At 60.1% G+C, this 25,475-nt stretch carries 24 protein-coding genes and 1 pseudogene; 19 read left to right on the top strand and 6 right to left on the bottom strand.

Annotated elements, in window-relative coordinates; all coding sequences use genetic code 11:
• Positions 1–67: 67 nt before the first annotated feature.
• Positions 68–1,096, bottom strand: a pseudogene (locus tag ACA064_RS02125) (HAMP domain-containing protein); the annotation flags it as partial.
• A gap of 355 nt (positions 1,097–1,451) precedes the next feature.
• Between ACA064_RS02125 and ACA064_RS02120 the strand changes: the two are divergent.
• The gene (locus ACA064_RS02120; RefSeq protein ID WP_497671914.1) at positions 1,452–1,862 is read left to right on the top strand and encodes a hypothetical protein; all 411 of its coding nucleotides are present in this window, start codon (positions 1,452–1,454) and stop codon (positions 1,860–1,862) included.
• 114 nt (positions 1,863–1,976) lie between these two features.
• Here the strand turns inward: ACA064_RS02120 and ACA064_RS02115 are convergent, their stop codons facing one another.
• Positions 1,977–2,282 (bottom strand): cell division protein ZapA, encoded by a 306-nt coding sequence (locus ACA064_RS02115; RefSeq protein ID WP_497671913.1) that lies wholly within the window; start codon positions 2,280–2,282, stop codon positions 1,977–1,979.
• On the bottom strand, positions 2,279–2,509 hold the full coding sequence (locus ACA064_RS02110) for a hypothetical protein (RefSeq protein WP_497671912.1): 231 nt from the start codon (positions 2,507–2,509) through the stop codon (positions 2,279–2,281). The genes ACA064_RS02115 and ACA064_RS02110 overlap by 4 nt, the downstream gene beginning before the upstream one ends.
• Positions 2,510–2,908: 399 nt before the next feature.
• Here ACA064_RS02110 and ACA064_RS02105 point away from each other — a divergent pair, with 399 nt between their 5' ends.
• The 3 genes from ACA064_RS02105 to selO are packed head-to-tail and all read left to right on the top strand — an operon-like array spanning position 2,909 to position 9,548.
• Positions 2,909–4,651, top strand: a complete 1,743-nt coding sequence (locus ACA064_RS02105) for a potassium/proton antiporter (RefSeq protein WP_497671911.1) — start codon at positions 2,909–2,911, stop codon at positions 4,649–4,651.
• A 34-nt stretch (positions 4,652–4,685) separates the two neighbouring features.
• On the top strand, positions 4,686–8,036 hold the full coding sequence (gene mscK, locus ACA064_RS02100; protein WP_497671910.1) for a mechanosensitive channel MscK: 3,351 nt from the start codon (positions 4,686–4,688) through the stop codon (positions 8,034–8,036).
• A 48-nt stretch (positions 8,037–8,084) separates the two neighbouring features.
• On the top strand, positions 8,085–9,548 hold the full coding sequence (gene selO, locus ACA064_RS02095) for a protein adenylyltransferase SelO (RefSeq protein WP_497671909.1): 1,464 nt from the start codon (positions 8,085–8,087) through the stop codon (positions 9,546–9,548).
• 6 nt (positions 9,549–9,554) lie between these two features.
• Here the strand turns inward: selO and ACA064_RS02090 are convergent, their stop codons facing one another.
• Together ACA064_RS02090 and ACA064_RS02085 are read right to left on the bottom strand one after the other, a co-directional pair.
• Positions 9,555–9,956, bottom strand: a complete 402-nt coding sequence (locus ACA064_RS02090; RefSeq protein ID WP_497671908.1) for a helix-turn-helix domain-containing protein — start codon at positions 9,954–9,956, stop codon at positions 9,555–9,557.
• Positions 9,940–10,248: a type II toxin-antitoxin system HigB family toxin gene (locus ACA064_RS02085; RefSeq protein ID WP_497671907.1), complete on the bottom strand. Its 309-nt coding sequence runs from the start codon at positions 10,246–10,248 to the stop codon at positions 9,940–9,942. The genes ACA064_RS02090 and ACA064_RS02085 overlap by 17 nt, the downstream gene beginning before the upstream one ends.
• Before the next feature lie 197 nt (positions 10,249–10,445).
• Between ACA064_RS02085 and trxC the strand changes: the two genes are divergently transcribed.
• On the top strand, positions 10,446–10,880 hold the full coding sequence (trxC, locus tag ACA064_RS02080; RefSeq protein WP_497671906.1) for a thioredoxin TrxC: 435 nt from the start codon (positions 10,446–10,448) through the stop codon (positions 10,878–10,880).
• A 140-nt stretch (positions 10,881–11,020) separates the two neighbouring features.
• On the opposite strand, the gene ACA064_RS02075 is transcribed toward trxC, so the two are convergent.
• Positions 11,021–11,791, bottom strand: a complete 771-nt coding sequence (locus ACA064_RS02075; protein ID WP_497671905.1) for a ParA family protein — start codon at positions 11,789–11,791, stop codon at positions 11,021–11,023.
• Positions 11,792–12,118: 327 nt separating this feature from the next.
• On the opposite strand from ACA064_RS02075, the gene ACA064_RS02070 reads away from it, so the two are divergent.
• From ACA064_RS02070 to ACA064_RS02005, 14 genes are all read left to right on the top strand, one after another.
• Complete coding sequence (locus ACA064_RS02070; protein WP_497671904.1) at positions 12,119–12,847, top strand: beta-ketoacyl synthase chain length factor; 729 nt, start codon at positions 12,119–12,121, stop codon at positions 12,845–12,847.
• Positions 12,823–13,641: a lysophospholipid acyltransferase family protein gene (locus ACA064_RS02065; RefSeq protein WP_497671903.1), complete on the top strand. Its 819-nt coding sequence runs from the start codon at positions 12,823–12,825 to the stop codon at positions 13,639–13,641. The genes ACA064_RS02070 and ACA064_RS02065 overlap by 25 nt, the downstream gene beginning before the upstream one ends.
• Positions 13,610–13,882 (top strand): phosphopantetheine-binding protein, encoded by a 273-nt coding sequence (locus ACA064_RS02060; protein ID WP_497671902.1) that lies wholly within the window; start codon positions 13,610–13,612, stop codon positions 13,880–13,882. Before ACA064_RS02065 ends, ACA064_RS02060 begins: the two co-directional genes overlap by 32 nt.
• A 9-nt stretch (positions 13,883–13,891) precedes the next feature.
• The gene (locus ACA064_RS02055) at positions 13,892–14,146 is read left to right on the top strand and encodes an acyl carrier protein (protein WP_497671901.1); all 255 of its coding nucleotides are present in this window, start codon (positions 13,892–13,894) and stop codon (positions 14,144–14,146) included.
• Positions 14,143–14,688 (top strand): COG4648 family protein, encoded by a 546-nt coding sequence (locus tag ACA064_RS02050; RefSeq protein ID WP_497671900.1) that lies wholly within the window; start codon positions 14,143–14,145, stop codon positions 14,686–14,688. The genes ACA064_RS02055 and ACA064_RS02050 overlap by 4 nt, the downstream gene beginning before the upstream one ends.
• On the top strand, positions 14,685–16,364 hold the full coding sequence (locus ACA064_RS02045) for an ApeI family dehydratase (RefSeq protein WP_497671899.1): 1,680 nt from the start codon (positions 14,685–14,687) through the stop codon (positions 16,362–16,364). Before ACA064_RS02050 ends, ACA064_RS02045 begins: the two co-directional genes overlap by 4 nt.
• Positions 16,365–16,531: 167 nt before the next feature.
• Positions 16,532–17,266 (top strand): glycosyltransferase family 2 protein, encoded by a 735-nt coding sequence (locus ACA064_RS02040; protein ID WP_497671898.1) that lies wholly within the window; start codon positions 16,532–16,534, stop codon positions 17,264–17,266.
• Entirely contained in the window at positions 17,263–18,207 is a 945-nt protein-coding gene (locus tag ACA064_RS02035) for a lysophospholipid acyltransferase family protein (RefSeq protein ID WP_497671897.1), read from the top strand. Before ACA064_RS02040 ends, ACA064_RS02035 begins: the two co-directional genes overlap by 4 nt.
• Complete coding sequence (locus ACA064_RS02030; protein WP_497671896.1) at positions 18,188–19,732, top strand: HAL/PAL/TAL family ammonia-lyase; 1,545 nt, start codon at positions 18,188–18,190, stop codon at positions 19,730–19,732. Before ACA064_RS02035 ends, ACA064_RS02030 begins: the two co-directional genes overlap by 20 nt.
• Entirely contained in the window at positions 19,725–20,150 is a 426-nt protein-coding gene (locus ACA064_RS02025) for an acyl-CoA thioesterase (protein WP_497671895.1), read from the top strand. The genes ACA064_RS02030 and ACA064_RS02025 overlap by 8 nt, the downstream gene beginning before the upstream one ends.
• A complete protein-coding gene (locus ACA064_RS02020; protein WP_497671894.1) occupies positions 20,147–20,749 on the top strand; it encodes an outer membrane lipoprotein carrier protein LolA in 603 nt (200 codons plus the stop codon). The genes ACA064_RS02025 and ACA064_RS02020 overlap by 4 nt, the downstream gene beginning before the upstream one ends.
• Positions 20,733–23,072: an MMPL family transporter gene (locus ACA064_RS02015; RefSeq protein ID WP_497671893.1), complete on the top strand. Its 2,340-nt coding sequence runs from the start codon at positions 20,733–20,735 to the stop codon at positions 23,070–23,072. Before ACA064_RS02020 ends, ACA064_RS02015 begins: the two co-directional genes overlap by 17 nt.
• Positions 23,069–24,229: a sodium:proton antiporter gene (locus ACA064_RS02010; RefSeq protein WP_497671892.1), complete on the top strand. Its 1,161-nt coding sequence runs from the start codon at positions 23,069–23,071 to the stop codon at positions 24,227–24,229. Before ACA064_RS02015 ends, ACA064_RS02010 begins: the two co-directional genes overlap by 4 nt.
• Positions 24,216–25,463 (top strand): NAD(P)/FAD-dependent oxidoreductase, encoded by a 1,248-nt coding sequence (locus ACA064_RS02005; RefSeq protein WP_497671891.1) that lies wholly within the window; start codon positions 24,216–24,218, stop codon positions 25,461–25,463. The genes ACA064_RS02010 and ACA064_RS02005 overlap by 14 nt, the downstream gene beginning before the upstream one ends.
• Positions 25,464–25,475: the final 12 nt, after the last annotated feature.

Raw genomic sequence — 25,475 nt, 5'->3', positions numbered from 1 at the left:
CGACGGCGGTGCGCAGCCGCTCACTGGTGGCCAGGACCTCGCCGATCATCTCGCGCTGGCTGTCGAGGAAACGATTGAAGCCACGCGCCAGATCACCCAGCTCATCGGCTCGGGTAGAATCTAACCTGTGGGTCAAATCACCACCACCGCTACCAATCGCCACCAGTGCCGCTGTTACCTGACGAATCGGCCTCACCAGTCCACGCGCCAGCAGCACCACCAATAACAGGCAGACCAGGGCCACCGCCAAGCCGATAGCACTGGTCAGCCACATCGCTTGCCGGGCCTCGGCGTAGATCTGCGACTGCGGCACTTCGGCCACCAGTGTCCAGCCCAAATCCCGCAGGGGCAGGCTCAGAGCCAGAAAATCTTCACCCTCGCGGACAAAGTCGCTGCTGGTCGGTCCTTGATGCCCCATCACCGCCTGCGCCGCCGGGCTGCCGATCTGCTCGGCCAATTGACGTTTACCGCTGAATTCAGCCTCCGGATGTATCTGGATCAAACCGTCGGAACGCACCAGATAGACCTTGCCGCGTGCGCCGAAGCTGAAGTTGTGAATCAACTCCGACAGCTCGCGCATGCTCAGGCCCAGCCCGGCGACGCCCACTACTTTCCCGGCCTGTTCGACCTTGAGGTCAATAAACAGCGCCAGCTCTCCGGTGCGGGTGTCTTTGTCGATGTTCAGGGTGCGAGGCTGGTTGCTGTCGAGGAAGGAATAGAACCAGGCGTCGGCGGGATTGGCTCGGCTCAGGGTTCGATCCAGGCCTTTTTCGCTGTAGTAGTGACTCGACTCGGAGCCGGCGATCAGCGCGGTAAAGGCTTTGTGCTCGGCGCGGATGCCTTCCAGGTAACTGACAAAGTCGGGGGTCTGGGCACTATTTTCGCCTGCAGCCAACCATTCGCGCACCATGCTGTTGCTGGCGATGTCTTTGGCGGCAGTCAGCGGCTGCACCAGAATCCGTTCGATGTCATTGCGCATTGCTTCGATGCTGGACGGCAGCGCCTTCTCGACCAGATAGCTCTGGGCCAGGCGGTTGACCACCAGGGTATAAACGCCAACCACGATAAGAATACTGACCAGCAGGGCGGTCCCCATGCTGAGGATCAACTGCCATTGAATACTGCGTCGCCAGAACGGCATGGAACACCCCCAAAGAATAAGAGGCTGAAACACTGCAACAGCCGTGCCGATTGTATACAACACAAGCGACAATCCATTATTTGGTTGTGCGCAAAGACGATAAGGCCTGGTCGATTGTGTCGTTGGCCACTAATTGCGCAATCGACCTTCGCATCCTGAGGGCAATCTTTCGTCCATACCTGTCAACTTTGACAGGTGTCAGGCCTATACCTGAAGTTTAAACTCTGCGGACCTGAATCGTAGTATTGCAGTGTTTCGGGAAAACGGCGGGCATATGCCCGCACCAATATTTCATTCAAGAGTACGCAAAATGAAGCTTGAACGAACCCGCAGAAACACTGTTTCCACTGGCCGTTACGTGGGGGAGTACCCCGAAGACATTTACACAAGATGCGGCGACACATGGTTCACGTCTGCTGGTGAATTTCTGGTAACAGACAAACATTACATCACATATGAGAACAACGATTACAACATTGAAGTGGACGCTGAACCGGTCAAAGACGCCGCGCAAGGAATCGAAAGTATTAACAAAGGACGCGAAGAAGTATTCGCCCTGCCGGAACTGCCGAACCCCACGGCGGATACCCATGAGCTCCACTTGACCCTCGCCGTAGGTGATGACTACACCGATAAGTCGGGAAAACGCCGGAAAGTAACAGGCAAGTACTTTCGGGAAATGTCAGGCGGCAGGTTGAAAATAGGCATTTACTACGCTTGAACCACAGACGATCTTTTTACCTGGCAAAGGCCTGACTCTATCGAGCCTCCGGCACCCAAAAGCGCGCTCGCGGATTGCCAAGCGCGCGTTTGAGTAATGTAGCCAGGAAACGCTTTAATTACTTTGCCCTATCGCCTGTGAAATCACCTGAACCGTGGCGCTGACTTGCTCTTGGTAACGGTTGAGTTCCTGCTTGTGCTGTTTCTGCATTTCGATCTGCTGGGAGCACAGATTCATCGCGGCCAGCACCAGCAGCCTGTCACCGATCAGGGTCGGGTACTTGCGCTTGGTGTCTGCCAGGGCAGCTTTCAACATTAACGCGGCGTCCAGCAGGGTCTGCTCTTCCCCGACCGGCGCCTTGATTGAATAGTCTTCCCCGAGAATCGAGACGACTTTTACCCCTTCGGCGCCGTGTTTCATGCGCTGACAGGGCCGGCGCTGACGCGCTCAACCAGGGCTTGAATACGTGCGGCGGTGGCACCCTGCTTTTCTTCCTGTTCCATCAGGCTCAGTTGCAGGCTTTCGTTTTCGTCTTTGACCTGGGCCAGTTCCGCACTCAGGGTCTGGTTCGTGCCGACCAGCTCCTGGTTCTGTTGCACCAATTCGCTGACCAGTTGTTCCAATTGACTTAGGGATGCTTCTAGCATTTTGATTTCTCGGGCATTTTCAAAAGGGCGCGTACGATAAAGAAAAGTCACCACGGAAGCCAGGGTTATCCAGCTCGCAAGCCCTGATTTTCCTGGCGGCGACCTTGCTCGCGAGTTTTAAAAGACTGCTATTCCTCCATCTGGTTCCGGACACTTCGTCGTACTGCAATTCGGTCCTGCGCCACGGCCGAAAAGATCGCAGCCTGCGGCAGCTCCTACGGAAACTGCGTACGCCTCGAAATCCGTGGCTGTACGCAAACAGTGTAGGAGCTGCCGCAGGCTGCGATCTTTTGATCTTAAAACCTTTTTGACAGCACGCCATTTCAACAGGTTAGAATCGCTGGCACGCAGACTGCATGGTCAGTTTGTGCCCGCCTTTCTGCTTCTGGAGTACCGCCTTTGAATGCGACGACCATCAACAGCCTGTTCTTGATCGGCGCGTTGCTGGTAGGTGCGAGCATTTTGGTAAGCTCCCTTTCGTCCCGCCTCGGCATCCCGATTTTGGTGATCATCCTGGCCGTGGGCATGGCTGCCGGTGTCGACGGCGCCGGCATCATTTTCGACAATTACCCCACCGCTTATCTGGTCGGCAACCTCGCCCTTGCCGTAATCCTGCTCGATGGCGGGCTGCGCACCCGGGTGGCGAGTTTTCGCGTGGCGTTATGGCCGGCGCTCTCGCTGGCCACAGTGGGGGTATTGATCACCACCGGCCTGACCGGCATGGCGGCGGCCTGGTTGTTCGACCTGAACCTCATTCAAGGCCTGCTGATCGGCGCCATCGTCGGCTCCACGGATGCCGCGGCGGTGTTCTCGCTGCTGGGCGGCAAAGGCCTCAATGAACGGGTGAGCGCCAGCCTGGAAATAGAATCCGGCAGCAACGACCCGATGGCGGTGTTCCTCACCGTAACCCTGATCGACATGCTTGCCAGCGGCGAGACCGGTCTGCACTGGAACCTGCTGGTGCATCTGCTTCGTGAGTTCGGCATCGGCGGCATCATCGGCCTGGGTGGCGGCTGGCTAATGCTGCAAATGGTCAACCGGATCAAGCTGGCTTCCGGTCTCTACCCGATTCTGGTGATCAGCGGCGGCCTGGCGGTCTTCGCCCTGACCAATGCCCTGCACGGCAGCGGATTCCTCGCGGTATATCTGTGCGGCCTGGTGATCGGCAACCGTCCGGTGCGCAGCCGTCACGGCATTCTGCACATGCTCGACGGCATGGCGTGGCTGGCGCAGATCGGCATGTTCCTGGTGCTGGGCCTGCTGGTCACTCCCCACGATTTGCTGCCGATCGCCGTGCCCGCCCTGGGCCTGGCGTTGTGGATGATCCTGTTTGCCCGCCCACTTTCGGTGATCGTTGGCCTGCTGCCGTTCAAGGCCTTTCATGGGCGCGAGAAGGCGTTTATCGCCTGGGTCGGGCTGCGCGGCGCGGTACCGATCATTCTCGCGGTGTTCCCGCTGATGGCCGGGCTGCCGAACGCCCAGCTCTACTTCAACCTCGCGTTCTTTATCGTGCTGGTCTCGCTGCTGGTGCAAGGCACCAGCCTGCCGTGGGTCGCCAAACTGCTGAAAGTCACGGTTCCGCCAGAGCCCGCGCCGATCTCCCGGGCGGCGCTCGAAGTGCATGTCACCAGCGAGTGGGAATTGTTCGTCTATCGCCTCGGCGCGGAAAAATGGTGCATCGGTGCGGCCCTTCGTGAGCTGAAAATGCCCGAGGGCACCCGCATCGCCGCGTTGTTTCGTGGCCAGCAACTGCTCCATCCGTCGGGTAGTACCACCCTGGAAGTCGATGATTTGCTTTGCGTAATCGGCCATGAGCACAACCTCCCTGCCCTCGGAAAACTGTTCAGTCAGGCACCGCAACGAGGGCTGGATTTACGCTTCTTCGGCGACTTCATACTCGAAGGCGATGCCCGGCTGGGCGCGGTTTCAGCGTTGTATGGACTCAAACTCGAAGGGCTCGACCCGGACATGCCATTGAGCCGCTTCATCACCCAGAAGGTGGGCGGTGCGCCGGTAGTCGGTGACCAGGTGGAGTGGAACAACACCATCTGGACAGTTGCAGTGATGGAGGGGAACAAGATTGGTAAAGTGGGCGTCAGATTCCCCGAAGGAAGTCGCCCGGGCCCCGGACTCTTCCTCTAAACTGCCCACTCTCTATCCAGTTTGACCGGTATTTATGTCAACCCTGCGCACTTATTTCGCTATTGTCCTGCTTGGGCTGAGTCTTTCCGTCGGTACGCTTTACGCGGCAGACCTGCCCAGCACCGAGGCAGTCCAGCAAAGCCTGGACAAAATTGCTGATCGAAAGCTACCTGAAGCTGACCAAAAAGCCCTGCAAGGAATTCTGCAACAAACGTTGACGCACTTGGCCAACAAGCAGGATTACGAAAAAAAACTGGCCGCCCTCAAGCAGCAACTGAGCACCGCGCCGCGCCAGAACACCGAAAATCAGAAGGAACTGACACGCCTCAAGGCGACCAAGGTGGTGCCTACGGCGCAACGTTACGCCAACCTGCCAGTCCCGCAGCTGGAGCAGTTGCTGACCGAGCGCACTAGCCAGCAAGGCCAACTGCAAAAAGCCCTGGCCGATGCCAACAGCCTGATCATCACCTCCCAGACCCGCCCGGAGCGGGCTCAGGCCGAGATCAGCAGCAGCCAGACGCGAATCCAGGCCATCAACAACACCCTCAAAAGCGGTAAGGACAACGGCAAGCCGTTGAGTGGCGACCAACGCAATCTGCTCGCTGCCGAACAGGCCGCGCTCGACGCATTGATTCCTCTGCGCCGCCAGGAACTGGCTGGCAATAACCAGCTGCAAGACCTGGGCAACAGTCAACATGATCTGCTGGAAGAAAAGACCGCGCGCCTGGAGCAGGAAATCCAGGACCTGCAAACCCTGATCAACCAGAAGCGCCTGGCCCAATCCCAGGAGACGGTGACCCAACAGTCGATCGAAGCGCAAAAATCCGGCGGCAGCACCCTGCTCGCCACCGAAAGCGCGGCCAACCTGAAACTGTCCGACTACCTGCTCAAAAGCACCGACCGCCTCAACGAGGTGACCCAGCAGAACCTGCAGACCAAGCAGCAGCTGGACAGCGTGACCCAAAGCGATTCGGCTCTGGAAGAGCAGATCAACGTGCTCAAGGGCAGCCTGCTGCTGTCGAAGATTCTCTATAAACAAAAACAGTCGCTGCCACACCTCAAGCTCGACCGCGATCTGGCCGATCAGATTGCCGATATTCGCTTGTACCAGTTCGAGGTCAGCCAGCAACGAGAGCTGCTCAGCAATCCGAGTGCCTACGTTGATACCCTGCTGGCGACCCAAACGCCGGAGCAAGTCACCCCACAGTTGCGCAAGACCCTGCTCGAGCTGGCAACTACCCGCGCCGATCTGCTGGAACGACTGAACCGCGAGCTGAGCGCCGTACTCAACGAATCCATCACACTGCAACTGAACCAGAAGCAGTTGCTCGCCACTGCGCAAAGCCTGCGCGCGACCCTCGACGAGCAGATGTTCTGGATTCCAAGCAACAAGCCGCTGGACCTCGAATGGATGCGAGCAGTACCTGACCGGCTGGAAAGACAGATCACCACCCTGCCATGGGCTTCAAGCCTGAGCGAGCTGGCTGACGGCCTGACTCAGCGTCCGCTGCTGTTCCTGCCCCTGGCACTGCTGATCGGCGCCTTGCTGTGGCGACGCAAGTACCTCTATGCCCAGCTGAACAAGGTTCACCAGGACATCGGCCATTTCAAACGCGACAGCCAGTGGCATACACCCCAGGCGATTCTGATCAACATCCTGCTGGCAATGCCGATTTCCCTGGCGCTGGCCCTGTGCGGCTACGCCTTGCAGATCGATGCCCGGGGACAGAACACCAACCTGGGTGCGGCGCTGCTACAGATTTCCCAGGCCTGGCTGGTGTTCTACACCGCTTACCGAACCCTCGCGCCGGGTGGCGTGGCCGAACTGCATTTCCGCTGGGAAAAGCGCCAGGTCGAATTTCTCCAGGGCTGGATCCGCCGACTCGGGCTGGTAGTGTTGGCGCTGGTGGCGGTGGTGGCTGTCGCTGAGCTGCAACCCGCGGCACTGGCCGATGACGTCCTCGGGATGCCGGTAGTTCTGACCTGCTACGCCTTGATGACCTGGCTGCTCAGCCGGCTGCTGATCAGCAGCCCGACCCATCGCAACGCTTCACTGTTTCGCAAAGCCGTCGGAGTGATATTCACCGCCCTGCCGATCGCCTTGTTCATCGCCGTGTGCTTTGGCTACTACTACACCGCACTGAAACTCAGCGACCGACTGATCAACACCCTCTACCTGCTGATGTTCTGGCTGGTGATCGAAGCTACCTTCGCCCGCGGCCTGGGCGTGGCGGCGAGGCGCCTGGCCTACCAGCGGGCGCTGAGCAAACGCCAGGCGGCCAAGGAAGCCGGTGATGGCGAAGCGGTGGTTGAAGAGCCGACGCTGGACATCGAGCAGGTCAACGAACAGTCCATGCGCCTGATCCGTCTGGCGCTGCTCGGTGGTTTCATCGCCGCGCTGTATTGGGTCTGGTCGGACCTGATCACGGTCTTCTCGTACCTGGACAACGTCACCCTCTACGAATACACCAGTGGCACAGGGGCCAATGTGAGCATGGTGCCGATCAGCATCGGCGACTTGCTCGGGGCGCTGATCATCATCGGCATTACCTTCGCCCTGGCGCGCAACCTGCCCGGCCTGCTGGAAGTGCTGGTGCTGTCCAAGCTCAATCTGGCCCAGGGCAGCGCCTACGCCACCACCACGCTGCTGTCCTACGCGATCGCCGGAGTCGGTTTCGTCTCCACGCTATCCACCCTCGGCGTGAGCTGGGACAAGCTGCAATGGCTGGTGGCGGCGCTGTCGGTAGGCCTGGGTTTCGGCATGCAGGAAATCTTCGCCAACTTCATCTCGGGGATCATGATCCTGTTCGAGCGCCCGGTCCGGATTGGCGACACCATCACCATCGGCAACCTGTCCGGCACGGTGAGCAAGATCCGCATTCGCGCCACGACTATCACCGACTTCGACCGCAAGGACATCATTGTCCCGAACAAGACCTTTATTACCGGGCAACTGATCAACTGGTCGCTGACCGACACCGTCACTCGGGTCACCCTCAAGCTCGGCGTCGACTACGGCTCCGACCTCGACCTGGTCAAGGAGCTGCTGCTCAAGGCCGCCCGGGACAACCCACGGGTGTTGAAAGAACCCGAGCCCCATGTGTACTTCCTGAACTTCGGCGAAAGTACCCTCGATCACGAGCTGCGCATGCATGTGCGTGACCTCGGCGACCGCAACCCGGTGCTCGATGAGGTCAACCGCTTCATCAACCGCGAGTTCAAGAAGCAGCACATCAACATCTCGTTCCGACAGATGGAGGTCTACCTGAAAAATCTTCAGGGCCAGGAGTACAAAATGGTACCCATCGAATCGGAAAACAAAACCATCGTGCCCGCACCCGTCGGAGAATCGACGCAAGAGCCACCGCCGACCAAACTCGACTAACCATGCTATCCCTAGCAGAATGCTCGGACATTCTGCTGGAGATGGCCGTTGAAAGCCCTCGACGAACTGACCTTCGATAATCGCTTCGCCCGCCTGGGCGATGCGTTCTCAACCCATGTGCTGCCTGAACCTATCGCCGACCCACGGCTGGTGGTAGCCAGCCCCGCCGCCATGGCCCTGCTCGATCTGGATCCGGCGATCGCCGAAACTCCCGTGTTCGCCGAGCTGTTCAGCGGCCACAAGCTCTGGGCCGAGGCAGAACCACGGGCGATGGTTTATTCCGGGCATCAGTTCGGCTCCTACAACCCACAACTGGGCGATGGTCGCGGGCTGCTACTGGGCGAGGTCTACAACGAAGCCGGCGAGCATTGGGACCTGCACCTCAAGGGCGCCGGGCAAACGCCCTATTCGCGCATGGGCGATGGTCGGGCGGTGCTGCGCTCATCGATCCGCGAGTTTCTCGCCTCTGAAGCACTGCAGGCGCTGGGCATTCCCACTACCCGCGCGTTGTGTGTGATCGGCTCGAGTACGCCGGTCTGGCGCGAGAAGCAGGAACGCGGTGCGATGCTGCTGCGTCTGTCGCCAAGCCATGTGCGCTTCGGACATTTCGAATATTTCTATTACACCAAGAGACCCGAGCAACAGAAACAGCTCGGCGAGCACGTGTTGGCGATGCACTTCCCGGAGTGCCTGGAACAACCCGAGCCGTATCTGGCGATGTTTCGCGAGATCGTCGAGCGCAACGCCGAGCTGATTGCCAAATGGCAGGCCTATGGCTTCTGCCACGGCGTGATGAACACCGACAATATGTCGATCCTCGGCATCACGTTCGACTTCGGTCCGTTCGCCTTCCTGGATGACTTCGACGCCCAGTTCATCTGCAACCACTCCGATGACCAGGGCCGCTATTCCTTCAGCAACCAGGTGCCCATCGGCCAGTGGAACCTCAGCGCCCTGGCCCAGGCCCTGACCCCATTCATCAGCGTCGAGGCCCTGCGCGAAACCCTCGGCCTGTACTTCCCGCTGTACCAGGCCCACTACCTGGACCTGATGCGTCGCCGCCTTGGCTTCACGACCGCCGAGGACGAAGATCAGAAACTGGTCGAAGGCCTGCTGCAATTGATGCAGAACAGCGCCGTCGACTACAGCCTGTTCTTCCGACGCCTGGGTAATGAATCCGCCGAACTGGCCGTCGCCCGCCTGCGTGACGACTTCGTCGATCTCCAAGGCTTCGATGCCTGGGCCGGGCGTTACACCGCCCGCGTCGCCCGCGAGGATTCAGATAACCAGGAGCAACGCCGCAGCCGCATGCACGCGGTCAACCCGCTCTACATTCTGCGCAACTATTTGGCGCAGAAAGCTATCGATGCAGCAGAAAGCGGTGATTATGCAGAGGTTCGCCGCTTGCACGCGGTACTGAGCAATCCGTTCGAAGAACAGCCGGGAATGGAAAATTATGCAGAGCGCCCGCCCGAGTGGGGCAAGCATCTGGAGATCAGTTGCTCGTCGTAAAACCGATCAAATAAAGGTCTCCACCGACACGCCAAAGCGCTCGGCCAACCAGCGAATCTGCCGTAGGTTGAGCTGTCGCTTGCCACTCAGCACTTCCGAAACCACAGATTGCGCACCCACACCCGGCAGGTCACTCTGGCTAAGACCATGCTCACGCATCATGTAGCGAAGTGCATCAACACCGCCGGCCTTGGGCATCGGGCGATGCTCATGGTCCCAGGCCTCGATCCACTCGCCGATGATGTCCACCAGACTCATCAGCGGGTGCAACTCATCTTCGCCCACCAGGTCCAGCAATTCGTCGAGCGCCTGGACCAACATGTCGTAGTCGTCTTCGGTCTTTGGTTTTCGCAGCAATGGCGATACGAACTGCCAGTGCTCGGCAACCTGTTTAATCAGAACACTCATCCTCTTTCTCCTTCCATTTACCCCTGTCGTACTCGTGATGGCTCAGCACGTATTTGATGTACAGCCGTTGAGGCTGATACCGGACAACGGCTATCAACCGCAACTTGTTACCACCTATATCAAACACATGAAACGGGCCTACCTTATCGGTTGCAGGAAACATCGATTTCATTTCGGCAAAGTCACCAGGGTTGTTGCGCTTGATCAATCGATACCATTGATCTAGCGAACTCGCTGATCGTGGCCACTTTTCCTTGGCCTCCCAGATTCGTTTTTCGGTGAGCACATGCATGCAATTTCATTATCGCATTCTGCTATGGATGAGTTAAACACAGACCGTGAATATCGCAAGTTGCGATATATCCAATCTGACCAACGGCGCAGTCGACATTTCTTCAGCCTAGATTCGTAAAGCCGCGATGCCCGATTGAAAATGTGAGTAGGCGTCTCCAGATAAGGGGTTATCGGCCTCTTATACGGACCCCTTCCATGACTGACCCACTCCTCATCCCCTGCCCTCACTGCAATGGTCTGAACCGCATCCCCGCCGAACGCCTGAACGACAAGCCCAAGTGCGGCCGGTGCAAAGCTGAGGTGTTGCTTCACCAGCCGTTCGAGTTGAAGCAGGGCGATTACGCCAGCCAGATCAAGGGCGATTTACCGTTGCTGGTGGATGTCTGGGCAGACTGGTGCGGACCATGCAAGTCATTTGCGCCGGTGTTTGAGCAGGCGGCAGCGCAGTTGGCGGGCAAGTGTCGGCTGGCCAAGCTCGACAGCGAGGCCAATCAGCAGCTGTCGGCACAGTTGGGCATTCGCTCGATTCCCAGCCTGATTCTGTTCAAGAACGGCCAGGAAGTTGCGCGCCAGAGCGGTGCCTTCCCGTTACCATCGTTGCTGAGCTGGCTGCGTAGTCAGGGCATCTGAAGCACTGGGTGCCCCCCAAAAGATCGCAGCCTTCGGCAGCTCCTACAGTTATTGCATACACCTGATAATTTTCGGCCGTACCAACTCGGCGTAGGAGCTGCCGTAGGCTGCGATCTTGGCGATCTTGCCCGCGCTGAAGGTCAGGCATTTTCCAATAGGGCGTGCAGCTCGACAAATTGCTGGGTCAGTTTATGCCGTGGATCGAGGTGGATCAGCGGCATGTTGGCCTGGTGGGATTCGCGCATGCGCACTGAGCTGCCCAGGTACACGGGCAATACCGGCAGACCTTCGCCGATCAGTTCGTCGAGCATTTGCTGTGGCAGACTCGCCCGGGCCTGGAACTGGTTGACCACGATGCCTTCGACTTGCAGGTCTTCGTTGTGGTCTTCTTTGAGCTCTTCGATTTCTGCCAGCAGGCCATAGAGCGCCTGACGGGAAAAGCTGTCGCAATCGAAGGGAATCAGCACGCGATCGGCGGCGATCAGCGCGGAAACCGCGTAGAAATTCAGGGCTGGCGGAGTATCGAGGTAGATCCGGTCATAATCCTCGGCCAATTCATCCAGCAGTTTGCGCAGTTTGTTGATCTTGTGCTTCGCCTCGAGCTTGGGCTGCAGATCGGCCAGCTCCGCGGTGGCGGTGACCACATGCAGGTTGTCGAACGGCGTTTCGTAGATATCCACCTGGTTTTTCTTCGAGAACGGCCCGGACGACAGGGTCTGCTTGAAGAAATCGGCGATGCCCATCGGGATATCGCTACCGGTAAGCCCGGTGAGGTATTGAGTGGAGTTGGCCTGAGCATCGAGATCGACCAGCAGCGTCCGGTAGCCTTCATGGGCGCTGACCGCTGCCAGATTGCAGGCAATGCTGGATTTGCCAACGCCACCTTTTTGATTGAACACCACGCGCCGCATGTCAAAACCTCCGTGCATCAAAGAATGACCGAGTGTAGTAGTCCACGGCTGCGCTTAGCTAGCGCGTAAGGAATGGGACTACACAGTCAGTTGCAATTTTTCCTCCGAGAATGCGAATGGGCCAGCAGAGGCGGCTGTGAAAAAACGGACAATGAGCAAACAGCACTTTTTCCTGAAAAACCGGTCAATTCTATTGAGCAAAATGTAACCACCGTTTGCTACAAGCCAGCTGTGCCGGGATAATGCGCGCCACTCGGCCATCGCGCCATGTACGGCTGGCCGCCCGTCAAAACGACTCGCCGTATCAAGGAAGCCCGCAGGGGCGGGATGAATTCAGTGATCAATTTCAATATCGCCCAATGGCGCGCCTGGGCTCCAGGGCTCGAAAGCGTGGACGATTGGCTGGCCTGGAGTCGACAACCGGTCGTACTCGACAGCAGCGATGCCGCCCCCGATGTCTCATTTCTCCCCGCCATGCAACGCCGACGCCTCAGTCGCCTGGCGCGGATGGCCTTCAGTGTGGGCTGGCCATTGGCCGAAGGCCTTGAGCAGCTACCGTTGGTCTTTATTTCACGCCACGGCGAAACCCCGCGGACCTTCAACATCCTCTGTGAACTGGCCATCGATCAACCCTTGTCACCAACCCAGTTCAGCCTGTCGGTACACAACGCAGTGATTGGGCTGTGGTCGATCATGCGCGGCGAAACCAGCGAAATGACTGCTCTCGCGGCAGCTGGCGACGGCCTTGAACACGGCATGCTAGAAGCTGCCACACTGCTCGACGAAGGGGCACCGGCGGTGTTGCTGGTAGTCACCGAAGAGCAGCCGCCCGAAGCCTACGCCGCCTGGATCGATGACGTGCCATTCCCGTACGCCGTCGGCCTGTTATTGACCCGGGGCGATGATTGGCAGCTGTCACTGAGCAGCGCCACAGCCGAGCCGACCAAAGCCGACTGGCCCCATGCCCTGAATCTCTTGCGTATTCTGCTCAACGAGCAGACCAACTGCCAACATACCTGGAAGAATCGTGTATGGACCTGGCAACGCAACCCTTGAAGGATAAGCGCCGTGATGCCTATTACTGGCGCCTGCTTGCGACCGCCGCAAGCTTTGCGCTGTTCGGCCTGGTCGGGTTATGCCTGCGGCTGGGTTTTCCGCTACTCAGACTCCTGCCGGGCGACGCGCAGGAACATCGGCAACGGGCGCGCCGCAGCATCGGCTGCCTGTTCTGGTTTTTTATCCGTTTCATGGCACGTACCGGGGTCTTGACCTATGAGGTCGAAGGCGCCGAAAAACTCGGTCGCCCGGGACAGATGATCATCGCCAATCACCCGTCGCTGATCGATGTAGTGTTCCTGATCGGCCTGGTGCGCAACGCCAACTGCGTGGTCAAACAGAGTCTCTGGAAAAATCCTTTCACTCGCGGTCCGCTGCGTTCCACCCAATACATCAGCAATGATGGCAGTATGGACATGCTCGATGCCGCCGCGCAGGCTCTGCAAAGTGGACAGACGCTGATTATCTTCCCCGAGGGCACCCGCACCCGGCCTGGCCAACCGCCGGCCTTTCATCGGGGCGCAGCGGCAATCGCGCTGCGTGGTGCGAAAATCGTGACCCCGGTAATCATCAACGTCAACCCGACCACCCTGACCAAAGCCCAGCCCTGGTATCGCATCCCATCTCGTCGCGCGCACTTCAGTTTGCGTGTCGGCGCCGACATAGATCCACAGGCCTTTGTCGAGCTTGGCCCGCCGCCCCAGGCCTCGCGCAAGCTCAACGACTATCTGCACCACTACTTTATCAAGGAGCTCGCCGAAGATGAGCGATCTACAGCACGACCTTCAGCATGAAATCAAACTGTTGATCATCGACGCCCTGGGCCTCGAAGACATCAGCGCACAAGACATCGGCGACGAGCAGGTACTTTTCGGTGAAGGCCTGGGCCTGGACTCGGTGGACGCACTCGAACTCGGCCTGGCGATCCAGAAAAAGTACGGCATCAAGATCGACGCTGACGCCAAGGACACCCGCAATCACTTCACCAATGTGGCCAGCCTTGCGGCTTTCGTCACTGCAAAACAGGCAGCTTGAGACCGGACCATGCAAACTCGTGACGACATTTTCAACACCCTGCGCGATGCCCTGGTCGAACTCTTCGAGCTGGAACCCGAACGCGTCACCCTTGAGTCCAACCTGTATCAGGACCTGGAAATCGACAGCATCGACGCGGTTGACCTGATCGACCATATCAAGCGCCAGACTGGTAAAAAAATTGCCGCCGAAGAGTTCAAGGCAGTGCGCACTGTCAGCGACGTGGTCGAGGCGGTCTACCGTCTGGTTCACCCGGCCGCATGAGGCGTTTGATTGGCCTCGGCCTGCTGCTGGCGGGCCTGCTGTACCCCTTTGCGGTGTATTACGGCATGGAGCATTTCGCCCCGTGGCAGTTCGGCCTGCTGCTGGGCAGCCTGTGGCTGGCGCGCGCGCTGACCAGCGCGCGGCGTCCCGGCAGCCTGTGGATGGCAATCGCTGCGATTGCTTTTTGCCTGTTGCTGGCGTTGCTCGATAGCCCGCTGTTGTTGCGCTGGTACCCGGTGCTCATCAGTAGTTTCATGCTGGCGCTATTTGGCCTGAGCTTGAAATACGGGCCACCGGTGGTTGAGCGACTGGCGCGTTTGAGCGAGCCGCAACTGCCGGACGAGGCGATCCACTATACCCGCCAGGTAACGATTGCCTGGAGTGTGTTTTTTCTCTGTAACGGTTTGCTCGCCGCCGCCCTGACCCTCTGGGCGCCGCTGAGTTGGTGGGCGTTGTACACCGGCCTGATCTCCTACGGGTTGATGGGTTTGCTGTTTGCCATTGAATGGTTATTGCGACAACGCGTACGAGGCCGCGCATGAATTGGATAAAACTTGAGCATCTGTTGCTCAAGGCTCAGCCAGGGCGCGCCGTGACGGCTGACCCGGCACTGAACCATGTTGAGCTATGCACCCAGGCGTCAAGCCTCGCTGCCGGCCTGCAAGCCCAGGGCGTACAGCGCATTGCCGTGTCTCTGGAAGACGCCGCTGACCTGGCGATTGCCCTGCTCGGCGCCTGGCGCGCCGGAGTCAGCGTGTTGTTGCCCGCCGACCTGCAAGCCCAAACCCGGCAACGCTGGTCGAACGAGGTCGACCTGTGGCTGACCGATCAGGCGGACGACGCCGCACTCAGCGATCTGTTTCAAGCCCCGCTGCCTCCAGCCGAACTGGATCTGGACCAATGCCATCTGAGCCTGTGCACCTCCGGCTCCAGTGGCGAACCCAAACGCATCAAAAAAAACCTGCGGCAACTGGCCAATGAAGTTGAAGCCCTGGAGCAGCTCTGGGGCGCGGATCTGGGCGAGGCCTGCATCATCGGCAGCGTCGCCACCCAGCACATTTACGGCTTGCTGTTCCGCGTACTCTGGCCGCTGTGTGCGGGGCGCCCGTTCGTGCGCAGACAACTGCCATTCCCCGAAGACTTGCAGCGCGCCAGTCGTGAACACCCGGCCTTCGCCTGGGTTGCCAGTCCGGCGTTGCTCAAGCGCATGGGCGACAACCTCGACTGGCCTGCACTGAGCACTGTGCGACGGGTGTTTTCTTCCGGTGGCGCCTTGCCTGCCGAGGCCGCGCAGCGCTTGCGGCAACGCTTGCAGCAATGGCCCACGGAGATTCTCGGCAGTTCGGAAACCGGCGGCATCGCCTGGCGTCAGGGCGACAACCTGTGGCAGCCGTTTGCTGATGTACAACTGAGCCAGGACAGTGACGGCGCGCTGCGCGTTGCTTCGCCGTACCTGCCTGCAGGTCACGTCGAACAGACTGCCGATGCCGCACGAATAGCCACTGACGGGCGCTTCGAGCTGCTGGGACGGCTGGACCGGATCGTCAAACTGGAAGAAAAACGTATCTCGTTGCCAATGCTCGAACAGGCACTGGCCAACCACGCCTGGGTCGCCGAAGCGCGTCTGGGCGTGGTCCAGGAAAACCGTGCGTCCCTGGGTGCCTTGCTGGTGTTGAGCGAACAAGGCTTGCATGCCTTGCGCCATCAAGGCCGGCGCACCCTGACCGAGGAATTGCGCCAACACCTCAGCCTGCATTGCGAGACCCTCGCGTTGCCGCGGCGCTGGCGCTTGCTGCCTCAAATGCCGTTGAACGCCCAAGGCAAGCTGCCGCAAGCCGAGGTCGAAGCCCTGCTGCTGGCTCCGCGTCCGCAAGCGCCGCAAGTGCTGGAACAGCTCGAAGCCAACGGCGAGTGGAGCCTGCAACTGGCGGTGCCGCCGGACCTCGCCTGCTTCAGTGGCCACTTCCCGAAAACTCCGGTATTGCCCGGTGTGGTGCAAGTCGATTGGGCGTTGAGCCTGGGTCGGCAGTTGCTAGACTTACCTGGCAAGTTCGTCGGGATGGAAGTGTTGAAGTTCCAGCAACTGGTGCGCCCCGGCGATCAAGTCCAACTGCACCTGCGCTTCGACCCTGAGCGCGGCAAACTGTACTTCACCTATCGCAATGACACCGCGACCTGCTCCAGCGGGCGGATATTGCTGGAGGCGGTGCATGTTTAACCAGTTGCCTCTGTGGCGAGGGAGCTTGCTCCCGCTGGGCTGCGAAGCAGCCCCAAAACCTGCAATTGCGGTTTGTCTGACACAACTCGTTAGCTACATTGCGACCGTTTCGCGCTCGAGCGGGAGCAAGCTCCCTCGCCACACCAGGGATGCGGAGGTTGCGACCCATGCATAACCCCTGCGCCATCATCCCAGTCTACAACCACGAAACCACCGTCCCGACCGTGGTCGAGGCGGTCCGCACCAACGGTCTGCCCTGCATCCTGGTGGACGATGCCAGTAGTCCGTCCTGTGCAGCTGTGCTTGAGCAGCTGGCTGAGGCTGAACACATCTACCTGGTCAAGCACGCGGTCAACCAAGGCAAAGGCGCGGCAGTCATGGACGGTTTTCGCGAAGCGTCGCGCCTGGGCTTCAGTCATGCCCTGCAAGTGGATGCCGATGGCCAACACGACCTGCGCGACATCAAGGCCTTCATCGAAGCTTCACGCACTCATCCGCAAGCGCTGATCTGCGGACACCCGAAATATGACGCCAGCGTACCGAAAGGCCGTTTATATGCACGTTATCTGACTCATGTTCTGGTCTGGATCAACACCCTGTCGCTGCAGATTATTGACTCCATGTGCGGCTTTCGTGTCTATCCATTGCCGCCGACCCTGGCACTCATCAACTCGGTGCAGATCGGCAAACGCATGGACTTCGACTCGGACATCATCGTCCGCCTGGCCTGGCGCAATCTGCCGATGCATTGGCTGCACACCAAGGTCCATTACCCGCAGGATGGTATCTCGCACTTTCGAATGTTCCACGACAACGTGCTGATTTCGCGCATGCACACCCGGCTGTTTTTTGGCATGTTGCTGCGCGCGCCGATGATTCTTTGGCGACGGTGGCGGGCATGAGCATCAACACTGACAAGGAACACTGGGCCGAGCACAAGGAACGCGGCAGTTTCTGGCTGATGAAACTCATGGCGTTCGGCATCAAAATGCTGGGTCGCAGAGTGTTGAGCCCGGTGCTGCACGGTATCGTCCTGTACTTTTACCTGTTCGGTCGAAGCGCGCGGCAGAGCGCCTGGCAATACCAGCAACACCTCGCCGACTGGAGCGGGCGCACGGTGCTGCGCCCCACCCAGCGGCGGGTGTTCGGCCAGTTCATGGCCTTTGCCGACTCAATGCTCGACAAGCTCGACGTGTGGAACGGCAAGCTGGGCATCGAGCAAATCGAAATCGTCGATCCGGCGCTGCTGCGCCAACGGTTGCGCGGCGAGCGCGGACAAATGCTGGTGGGCGCGCATCTGGGCAACCTCGAGGTTTGTCGTGCACTGGCCGAGCTGGGCGAAAAAGTGACGATGAACGTGCTGGTGCACACCAAGCACGCCGAACGCTTCAACCGCCTGCTCGGCGAAGCCGGGGCGACCCACCTGCGACTGATCCAGGTCAGCGAACTGGACCCGGTGATCATGCTGCAACTCAACCAGCGGCTGGATCGCGGTGAGTGGCTGGCGATTGCCGGCGATCGCGTGCCGCTACACGGCGGACGCACTGTGCAAGTCGACTTTCTCGGGCATCCGGCAGCCTTTGCGCAAGGTCCGTGGCTGCTGGCCGGGCTGCTGAAGTGCCCGGTCAATCTGTTGTTTTGTCTGAAGCACGATGGGCGCTATCGGGTAATTCTCGAGCCTTTCGCCGACGCCGTAATCTGGAAACGCAGCGACCGCGAGCAAGTTATCGCTCAGTGGGCTGCACGCTACGCCGAACGTCTGGGGAAATATTGTCTCGAAGCGCCCCAACAATGGTTCAACTTTTACCCCTACTGGAAGACCGATGACGACGCATCCGCTTGAGCCGGTAATCTTCGGCGAACTCCCATTGAGCATTGAAAACGTGCTGGCCCTGGCTAACCGTCAGGTGCCTTTGCTGCTGCAAGGCGACCCCGAGTTCCGCCAGCGCATCGCCAAGGGCGCGCAGTTTCTCGATTCCTTGCTGGACAAGGAAGGCGTGATCTATGGCGTCACCACCGGCTACGGCGATTCCTGCGTAGTCGCGGTGCCGTTGCACCACGTCGAGGCCCTGCCCCGCCATCTGTACACCTTCCACGGCTGCGGTCTGGGCAAAATGCTCGATGCCAAGGCCACCCGTGCAGTGCTGGCGGCGCGTCTGCAGTCACTCTGCCAGGGTGTGTCCGGGGTTCGCGTGGAACTGCTGGAGCGTCTGCAAGCCTTCATCGACCTGGACGTTCTGCCGCTGATTCCCGAAGAGGGTTCGGTGGGCGCCAGCGGCGATCTGACGCCGCTGTCTTACGTGGCCGCGACCTTGTCCGGCGAGCGTGAAGTGATGTTCCGCGGTGAACGTCGGCAAGCCGCCGATGTGCACCAGGAACTCGGCTGGACCCCGCTGGTGCTACGCCCCAAAGAAGCCCTGGCGCTGATGAACGGCACCGCCGTCATGACCGGTATTGCCTGCCTGGCCTTCGCCCGCGCCGATTACCTGCTGCAACTGGCCACGCGCATCACCGCGCTGAACGTGGTCGCGCTGCAAGGCAACCCCGAGCATTTCGACGAGCGTCTGTTCGCCACCAAGCCGCACCCGGGGCAAATGCAGGTCGCCGCGTGGTTGCGCAAAGACCTGGCGATCGACGCGCCGACCGCACCACTGCATCGCCTGCAGGACCGCTACTCGCTGCGCTGCGCGCCCCACGTGCTCGGCGTGCTGGCCGATAGCCTGAACTGGCTGCGTTCGTTCATTGAAATCGAGCTCAACAGCGCCAACGACAACCCGATCATCGACGCCGAAGCCGAACGGGTGCTGCATGGCGGGCATTTTTATGGCGGGCATATCGCCTTCGCCATGGACAGCCTGAAAACCCTGGTGGCCAACGTCGCCGACCTGCTCGATCGGCAACTCGCGCTGCTGGTGGACGTGCGCTACAACCATGGCCTACCGAGCAACCTGTCCGGCGCCAGCGCCGAGCGGGCGATGCTTAATCACGGTTTCAAAGCAGTACAGATCGGCACCAGCGCCTGGACCGCCGAAGCCCTGAAAAACACCATGCCGGCCAGCGTCTTCTCGCGCTCCACCGAGTGCCATAACCAGGACAAGGTCAGCATGGGCACCATCGCCGCCCGGGATGCGATCCGCGTGCTGGAGCTGACCGAACAAGTCGCCGCCGCCACCTTGCTGGCGGCCAACCAAGGCGTCTGGCTGCGCAGCCAGGCTGAAGACGCGCGACCATTGCCGCCGGCCCTGGCGGAGATGCACGAAGAGCTGGCCAAGGATTTCCCGCCGGTTATCGAAGACCGTGCGCTGGAAGCCGAACTGCGCCTGTGCCTGCAGCGTATCGCCGAGCAACACTGGAGGCTGCATGCGTAGCAAGGGAGTGATTCACGCCGATACGGAAATCCTCGTACCCTTTTTCGACATCGACACCATGGATGTGGTCTGGCACGGTCATTACGTCAAATACCTGGAAGTCGCCCGCTGCGCCTTGCTGGACAAGATCGGCCACAACTACACGCAGATGAAAGATTCCGGATACGCGTGGCCGGTGATCGACCTGCAATTGCGCTACGTACGCGGCGCCACTTTCGGCCAGAAGCTCAACGTGCGCGCAAGCCTGGTGGAGTGGGAAAACCGCTTGAAGATCAGCTACCTGATCAGCGACCTGGAAAGCGCCGAACGCTTGACCCGCGCCTGCTCCGTGCAGGTCGCGGTGGATCTGGCCAGCCGCGAAATGCAGCTGGCATCGCCCAAGGTGTTTATCGACGCCGTCGAGAAGGTGTTGCCATGAGCCCGTTGTTCAGAATCCTCAGCGCCCTCGCGTTGCTCGGCCTGTCATCGCTGGCCAACGCCTTCGACCTGCAACAACTCAGTGATCAGCTCGCCAAACCAGAGGTGATTCACGGCAGTTTCATCCAGGAAAAACACCTGCGCGCTCTGCCGCAGCCGCTGACCAGCAAAGGCACTTTCGTCCTGGCGAAAAACCACGGGTTGCTCTGGCTGTTGAAAACCCCGCTGCCACAGGACTACCGCATCAGCGCCAAGGGCATTGCCCGGCGTGAGGGCAACGGCTGGCAAATGCTCCCGAACAAGAGCGCCGGCGCCGAGCAGAATCGCTTGTTCCTCGCTGTTCTGCAAGGTGACAGTAGCGGCCTGCAACGGGACTTCGATCTGCATCTGGAGGGCGACGCCCAACAGTGGAAGCTGACTCTGACGCCGCGCTCCGTGCTGCTCAAGCAAGTCTTCACCCAGATCAACATCGACGGCGGTGAGTTGGTACAACGCATCGAGCTCCTGGAAACCCAGGGCGACAGCACCCTGCTGCGCATGCAGGACACCACCAGCAGCCAACCGTTGAGCGATGCGGAGCAACATGACTTTGCCGAGTGAACGCTGGTTGCCTCGCCTGTTCCTGATCCTGTTGGTGGCCGTATTGGCGCTGGCCGGCTGGCAGTGGCGTGGCGCTGCGCCGTTGTCCGCCAACCTGATGGAGCTGGTCCCGGGCAGCGCGCCGGATGCGCTGGAATTGCGCGCCGAACAGCGCATACAAGAGCCGCTGAACAGCGAAGTGCTGGTATTGGTCGGTCATGCCGATCGCCAACAAGCCATCGCCATGGCCGAGCAGCTTGGGGATCAATGGAAGGCCAGCGGCTTGTTCGAAAAAGTCCAGTGGAACCTGCAAGCGGACCTGCCGGCGTTGCGCACCCAGTTGCTGCAAGGTCGGCTGGCAATGCTCGCGGAAGCGGATCGCCAGCAACTGATCGAGCAGCCCCAGGCGTTTATCCAGCAGCGCGTGCAAGCACTGTTCGATCCCTTTACCGGCTTCAGTCTGGTGCCGAGCCAGGACGACTGGCTGGGCCTGACCGGACGTATTCAGAACAGCCAGCCGCAGCGTGGCGCGGTGCAATTGGATATTGGTAGCGGCGCGTTGATTGCCGATGCCGACGGCAAGAGTTGGGTACTGCTACGGGCTCGCACTCAAGGCAATGCCTTCGATATGCACTTGCCGCTGCAAGTCGCCGAGCTACTGAAACAGAGTCGCGAACATGCAGCGCAGGCCAACGTGCAATTACTCGCGGCAAGCGGCCTGCTGTACGCCGCCGCCGGTCAGCAACAGGCAACCCGCGAAATCACCTGGGTCGGTGGCGGTGCCACCGTCGGCATTCTGTTGCTGCTTTTGTTCGCCTTCCGGCGTTTTCGAGTGCTACTGGCCTTCGTGCCGGTACTGGTGGGCATGCTGTTTGGCGCAGTGGCTTGCGTGGCGCTGTTCGGCCACATGCATGTAATGACACTGGTGTTGGGTTCGAGCCTGATCGGCGTCGCGGTCGACTATCCACTGCATTATTTGTCCAAGAGCTGGAGCCTGAAACCCTGGCACAGCTGGCCGGCGCTACGCCTGACCTTGCCAGGGTTGACCCTGAGTCTGGCCACCAGTTGCATTGGCTATCTGGCGCTGGCCTGGACGCCATTTCCGGCATTGACCCAGATCGCGGTGTTCTCTGCAGCCGGTTTGCTCGGCGCTTATTTGTCTGCCGTGTGCTTGCTGCCGGCAATGCTCAAAGGCACCGACCTGCGCCCGGCGCAGTGGCCGCTGCAAGTCGCACAATTCCTGGTGGACATGCGTAAAGCACTGCTGCGTCGGGTTCACAGCCCGATTCTTTTGGGGTTGCTGGTGCTGTTTTGTGCTGGCGGTCTGTGGCAACTCACCACCAAAAATGACATCCGTCAATGGATCAGCGCGCCGCCCCAACTGATGAACGAGGCCCAGACGATTGCGCGGATCACCGGCTATCAGCCCACCAGCCAGTTTTTCCTGGTGCGCGCAGCCGATCAGCAGCAACTGCTTGAACGTTCGACCGCCCTGAGCCAGCGTCTGGATCAACTGGTCAACCTGGATAAGCTTCAGGGCTACCTGGCCCTGAATCAACTGGTCAGCCCGCCCAGCGAACAACAACGGGTTCGCGACGCCCTGAAAAAACTGCCGCAGTACTGGCAGCCACTGCTCGACCTCGGTGTACCGGCCAGCGCGCTGCAAGCCGAACTGGCGCAGTTGCAGACGCTGCCCGTCCAGAACATCGATGCCGCCCTGACCGGGCCGCTCGCCGAGCCGTGGCGCCAGTTGTGGCTGGGCTCCACCAGCGATGGCGTGGCCGGGATGGTCAGCCTGCAAGGTCTGAACAACCCGGCGTTGCTGCGGGTTCAAGCGCTGGATTTGCCCGGCGTGCAGTTAGTTGATCGGCTGGGGGATCTGAACACTATCTTCGCCGCGACCCAGGTCAGCGCCGCTGAATTGAAACTGCTGTCCTGCGTGCTGATCGTGCTGCTGTTGATTCTGCCGTTTGGCTTCGGCGGCGCGCTGCGAATCGTTGCCCTGCCGTTGCTGGCGGCGTTGTGCAGTCTGGCCAGCCTTGGCTGGCTGGGGCAACCGCTGACGCTGTTCAGCCTGTTCGGGCTGCTACTGGTGACGGCCATCAGCGTCGACTATGCGATCCTCATGCGTGAGCAAATCGGCGGCGCGGCGGTGAGCCTGCTCGGCACCCTGCTGGCGGCAGTGACCACCTGGCTGTCGTTTGGTCTGTTGGCGATTTCCAGCACCCCGGCGGTGAGCAATTTCGGTTTATCGGTGAGCCTGGGACTGGCCTACAGCTTTATCCTTGCACCCTGGGCCAGACCTCAGGCCCACGGCGTACCAGCAGTGGAGTCGAGGGTATGATGATCGCACTGTTCTGGCTGCTGGCCCTGGCGCTGTTCGCGGTGGCGACCTGGGTCGGGCGGCGTTTCGGTATGATTCCGATAGTCAGCCAGTTAGTGCTGGCGACCTTTGGCCTGCCGCTGTTGATGCTGTTGTGGATCGAACCGCACTGGCAGCTGAGCGGTGCCGAACTGGTGTCGCCGGGCTGGCTGAAAAACCTCTACAGCCTGGGTTTTGCGCTGTTGCTTGGGCACATCCTGAGTGACGTGATCGAGCTGCGGCTGGATCGCCAGAGCCTGAAAATCGCCCTGCCGAGCTTCTGCATTCCGTTCGCCTGCGGGCTGGCCACTGCCCTCTGGCTGCTGCCAAGCCAGCCGTGGCTGAGTTCGCTGGCCGTAGGTCTGCTGTTCGCGATCACCGCGATCCCGGTGCTCTATTTGTACCTTCTACACATCGGCTATCCACTGGCGGCCACCCGCCGGCTGGTGCAGACCGCGATCGTCATCGACCTGACCTGCTGGAGCCTGTTCGCCATCGCCCAAGGCAGCCTGCACCTGAGCAGCCTGCTGCTGCCGCTGGCCGGCGCCTGCCTGCCATTGCTGCTACGGGTGCTCGGCCTGCGTCAACCGCGGCTCTACAGCCTGGGCTTTTTCGGACTACTGGTGGTCGCCGAACACTACAAGCTCAATGCGTTGATTCTGGGTATCGGATATGTGCTGTGGATGGCTGCCCTCAAACTGCCACTGGTACTACCGTTGAAAGCCAGCTGGATGAACCCGTTGCAGACCTATATCGCCATCCCCCTGATCCTGACCTTCGGCATCGTGCAGATCGATGTACACAGCGCCATGGACAGCCTCAGCTGGTTCCAGCTCGGCGCTCTGCTGATCCTGCCGATCCTCAGCAAACTGCTGGGCAACTGGCTCGGCCTCGGCTGGGCCGGTGCTTCCTTTGCCGGCGCCAGCCGCTGGCGGGAAAGCCTGCTGCTGAACATTCGTGGCTTGAGCGAGATCGTCTTTCTCAATCTACTGCTGCAACAACAGCTGATCAGCCCGGCGCTGTACTTTGCGCTGATGTTGATGGGCTTGATTGCGACCTTGTTGCCGGCCGTTGCCGGTATCCACCGTACCCCCTCCCAGATCGCCGTCCCGGCAAGGAACTCCAGTGCCCACAATTGAAATGGAACGTCGTCAGGTTGTGATCATCGGCGCCGGCCCTTCCGGTGCCATCGCCGCCGCGCTGCTCAAGCGTAAAGGCCACGATGTGCTGATCATCGAGCGCCAGCATTTCCCCCGCTTTTCCATCGGTGAAAGCCTGCTGTCCCACTGCCTGGATTTCGTCGAAGAAGCCGGCATGCTCGACGCCGTCAATGCCGCCGGTTTTCAGCTGAAAAACGGTGCGGCCTTCGCTTGGGGCGAACGCTACAGCGCCTTCGATTTCGGTGACACCTTCAGCAACGGCAAGCCGACCACCTTCCAGGTGCTGCGTGCCGATTTCGACAAGTTGCTGGCCGATCAGGCCGAGTTGCAGGGCGTGGCCATCCGTTATGGCGAAGAGATCATCAGCGCCGACTTCGACCTGCCGAAACCGCAGTTGAACGCCCGTCGCGAAGACGGCAGCGAGTACCGCATCGAAGCCGACTTCGTCCTCGATGCCAGTGGGTATGGCCGCGTGTTGCCACGCTTGCTGGATCTCGAAGCACCGTCGAATTTCCCGGTGCGCCAGGCGGTGTTCACCCATATCGAAGACCATATCGACAGCCCGCGTTTCGAGCGGGAGAAAATCCTCATTACCACTCACCCGATCCATCGCGATATCTGGTTCTGGACTATCCCGTTCAGCAACGGGCGCTGCTCGGTGGGCGTGGTCGCCGCAAAAGAACACTTTGAAGGTCGCCCTGACGATCTGGATGAGTGCCTGCGCAGCTTTATCGATGAAACCCCAAGCCTTTCAGGCGTGCTGAATAACGCTGTATGGGACACCCCAGCGCGGGCCATCGGCGGTTACTCGGCCAACGTCAAAACCCTGCACGGGCCGGGCTTCGCCTTGCTCGGCAATGCCGCGGAATTCCTTGACCCGGTGTTCTCCTCCGGCGTGACCATCGCCATGCGTTCGGCGAGCATGGCCGCCGGCGTGCTGCATCGCCAACTGGAAGGTGAAAACGTCGACTGGCAAAGCGAGTTCGCCGCGCCCTTGAAGCGTGGCGTCGATACCTTCCGTTGCTACGTAGAAGGCTGGTACGCAGGGACTTTCCAGGATGTGATTTACCATTCGGGCGGTGCGCCGGAGATTCGCGGCATGATCAGTGCGATCCTCGCCGGTTATGCCTGGGATGAGCGCAACCCGTTTGTCAGCGAATCCAAGCGACGCCTGCGGATGCTCTCGGAAATCTGTGCGAGCGAAGCGCCATGAAGAAAGGCCCCG

Source organism: Pseudomonas sp. LBUM1658 (genome assembly GCF_059716055.1).
Note: the sequence above shows the minus strand (reverse complement) of the source record. Positions and strands in the feature narration are given on the sequence as shown.

Excerpts from the sequence above, each read along its gene's own strand:
- ACA064_RS02120 (WP_497671914.1), top strand. The coding sequence starts at position 1,452 with ATGAAGCTTGAACGAACCCGCAGAAACACTGTTTCCACTGGCCGTTAC.
- ACA064_RS02115 (WP_497671913.1), bottom strand. The coding sequence starts at position 2,282 with ATGAAACACGGCGCCGAAGGGGTAAAAGTCGTCTCGATTCTCGGGGAA.
- ACA064_RS02110 (WP_497671912.1), bottom strand. The coding sequence starts at position 2,509 with ATGCTAGAAGCATCCCTAAGTCAATTGGAACAACTGGTCAGCGAATTG.
- mscK (WP_497671910.1), top strand. The coding sequence starts at position 4,686 with ATGTCAACCCTGCGCACTTATTTCGCTATTGTCCTGCTTGGGCTGAGT.
- ACA064_RS02090 (WP_497671908.1), bottom strand. The coding sequence starts at position 9,956 with ATGAGTGTTCTGATTAAACAGGTTGCCGAGCACTGGCAGTTCGTATCG.
- ACA064_RS02085 (WP_497671907.1), bottom strand. The coding sequence starts at position 10,248 with ATGCATGTGCTCACCGAAAAACGAATCTGGGAGGCCAAGGAAAAGTGG.
- trxC (WP_497671906.1), top strand. The coding sequence starts at position 10,446 with ATGACTGACCCACTCCTCATCCCCTGCCCTCACTGCAATGGTCTGAAC.
- ACA064_RS02075 (WP_497671905.1), bottom strand. The coding sequence starts at position 11,791 with ATGCGGCGCGTGGTGTTCAATCAAAAAGGTGGCGTTGGCAAATCCAGC.
- ACA064_RS02070 (WP_497671904.1), top strand. The coding sequence starts at position 12,119 with ATGAATTCAGTGATCAATTTCAATATCGCCCAATGGCGCGCCTGGGCT.
- ACA064_RS02065 (WP_497671903.1), top strand. The coding sequence starts at position 12,823 with ATGGACCTGGCAACGCAACCCTTGAAGGATAAGCGCCGTGATGCCTAT.
- ACA064_RS02060 (WP_497671902.1), top strand. The coding sequence starts at position 13,610 with ATGAGCGATCTACAGCACGACCTTCAGCATGAAATCAAACTGTTGATC.
- ACA064_RS02055 (WP_497671901.1), top strand. The coding sequence starts at position 13,892 with ATGCAAACTCGTGACGACATTTTCAACACCCTGCGCGATGCCCTGGTC.
- ACA064_RS02050 (WP_497671900.1), top strand. The coding sequence starts at position 14,143 with ATGAGGCGTTTGATTGGCCTCGGCCTGCTGCTGGCGGGCCTGCTGTAC.
- ACA064_RS02045 (WP_497671899.1), top strand. The coding sequence starts at position 14,685 with ATGAATTGGATAAAACTTGAGCATCTGTTGCTCAAGGCTCAGCCAGGG.
- ACA064_RS02040 (WP_497671898.1), top strand. The coding sequence starts at position 16,532 with ATGCATAACCCCTGCGCCATCATCCCAGTCTACAACCACGAAACCACC.
- ACA064_RS02035 (WP_497671897.1), top strand. The coding sequence starts at position 17,263 with ATGAGCATCAACACTGACAAGGAACACTGGGCCGAGCACAAGGAACGC.
- ACA064_RS02030 (WP_497671896.1), top strand. The coding sequence starts at position 18,188 with ATGACGACGCATCCGCTTGAGCCGGTAATCTTCGGCGAACTCCCATTG.
- ACA064_RS02025 (WP_497671895.1), top strand. The coding sequence starts at position 19,725 with ATGCGTAGCAAGGGAGTGATTCACGCCGATACGGAAATCCTCGTACCC.
- ACA064_RS02020 (WP_497671894.1), top strand. The coding sequence starts at position 20,147 with ATGAGCCCGTTGTTCAGAATCCTCAGCGCCCTCGCGTTGCTCGGCCTG.
- ACA064_RS02015 (WP_497671893.1), top strand. The coding sequence starts at position 20,733 with ATGACTTTGCCGAGTGAACGCTGGTTGCCTCGCCTGTTCCTGATCCTG.
- ACA064_RS02010 (WP_497671892.1), top strand. The coding sequence starts at position 23,069 with ATGATGATCGCACTGTTCTGGCTGCTGGCCCTGGCGCTGTTCGCGGTG.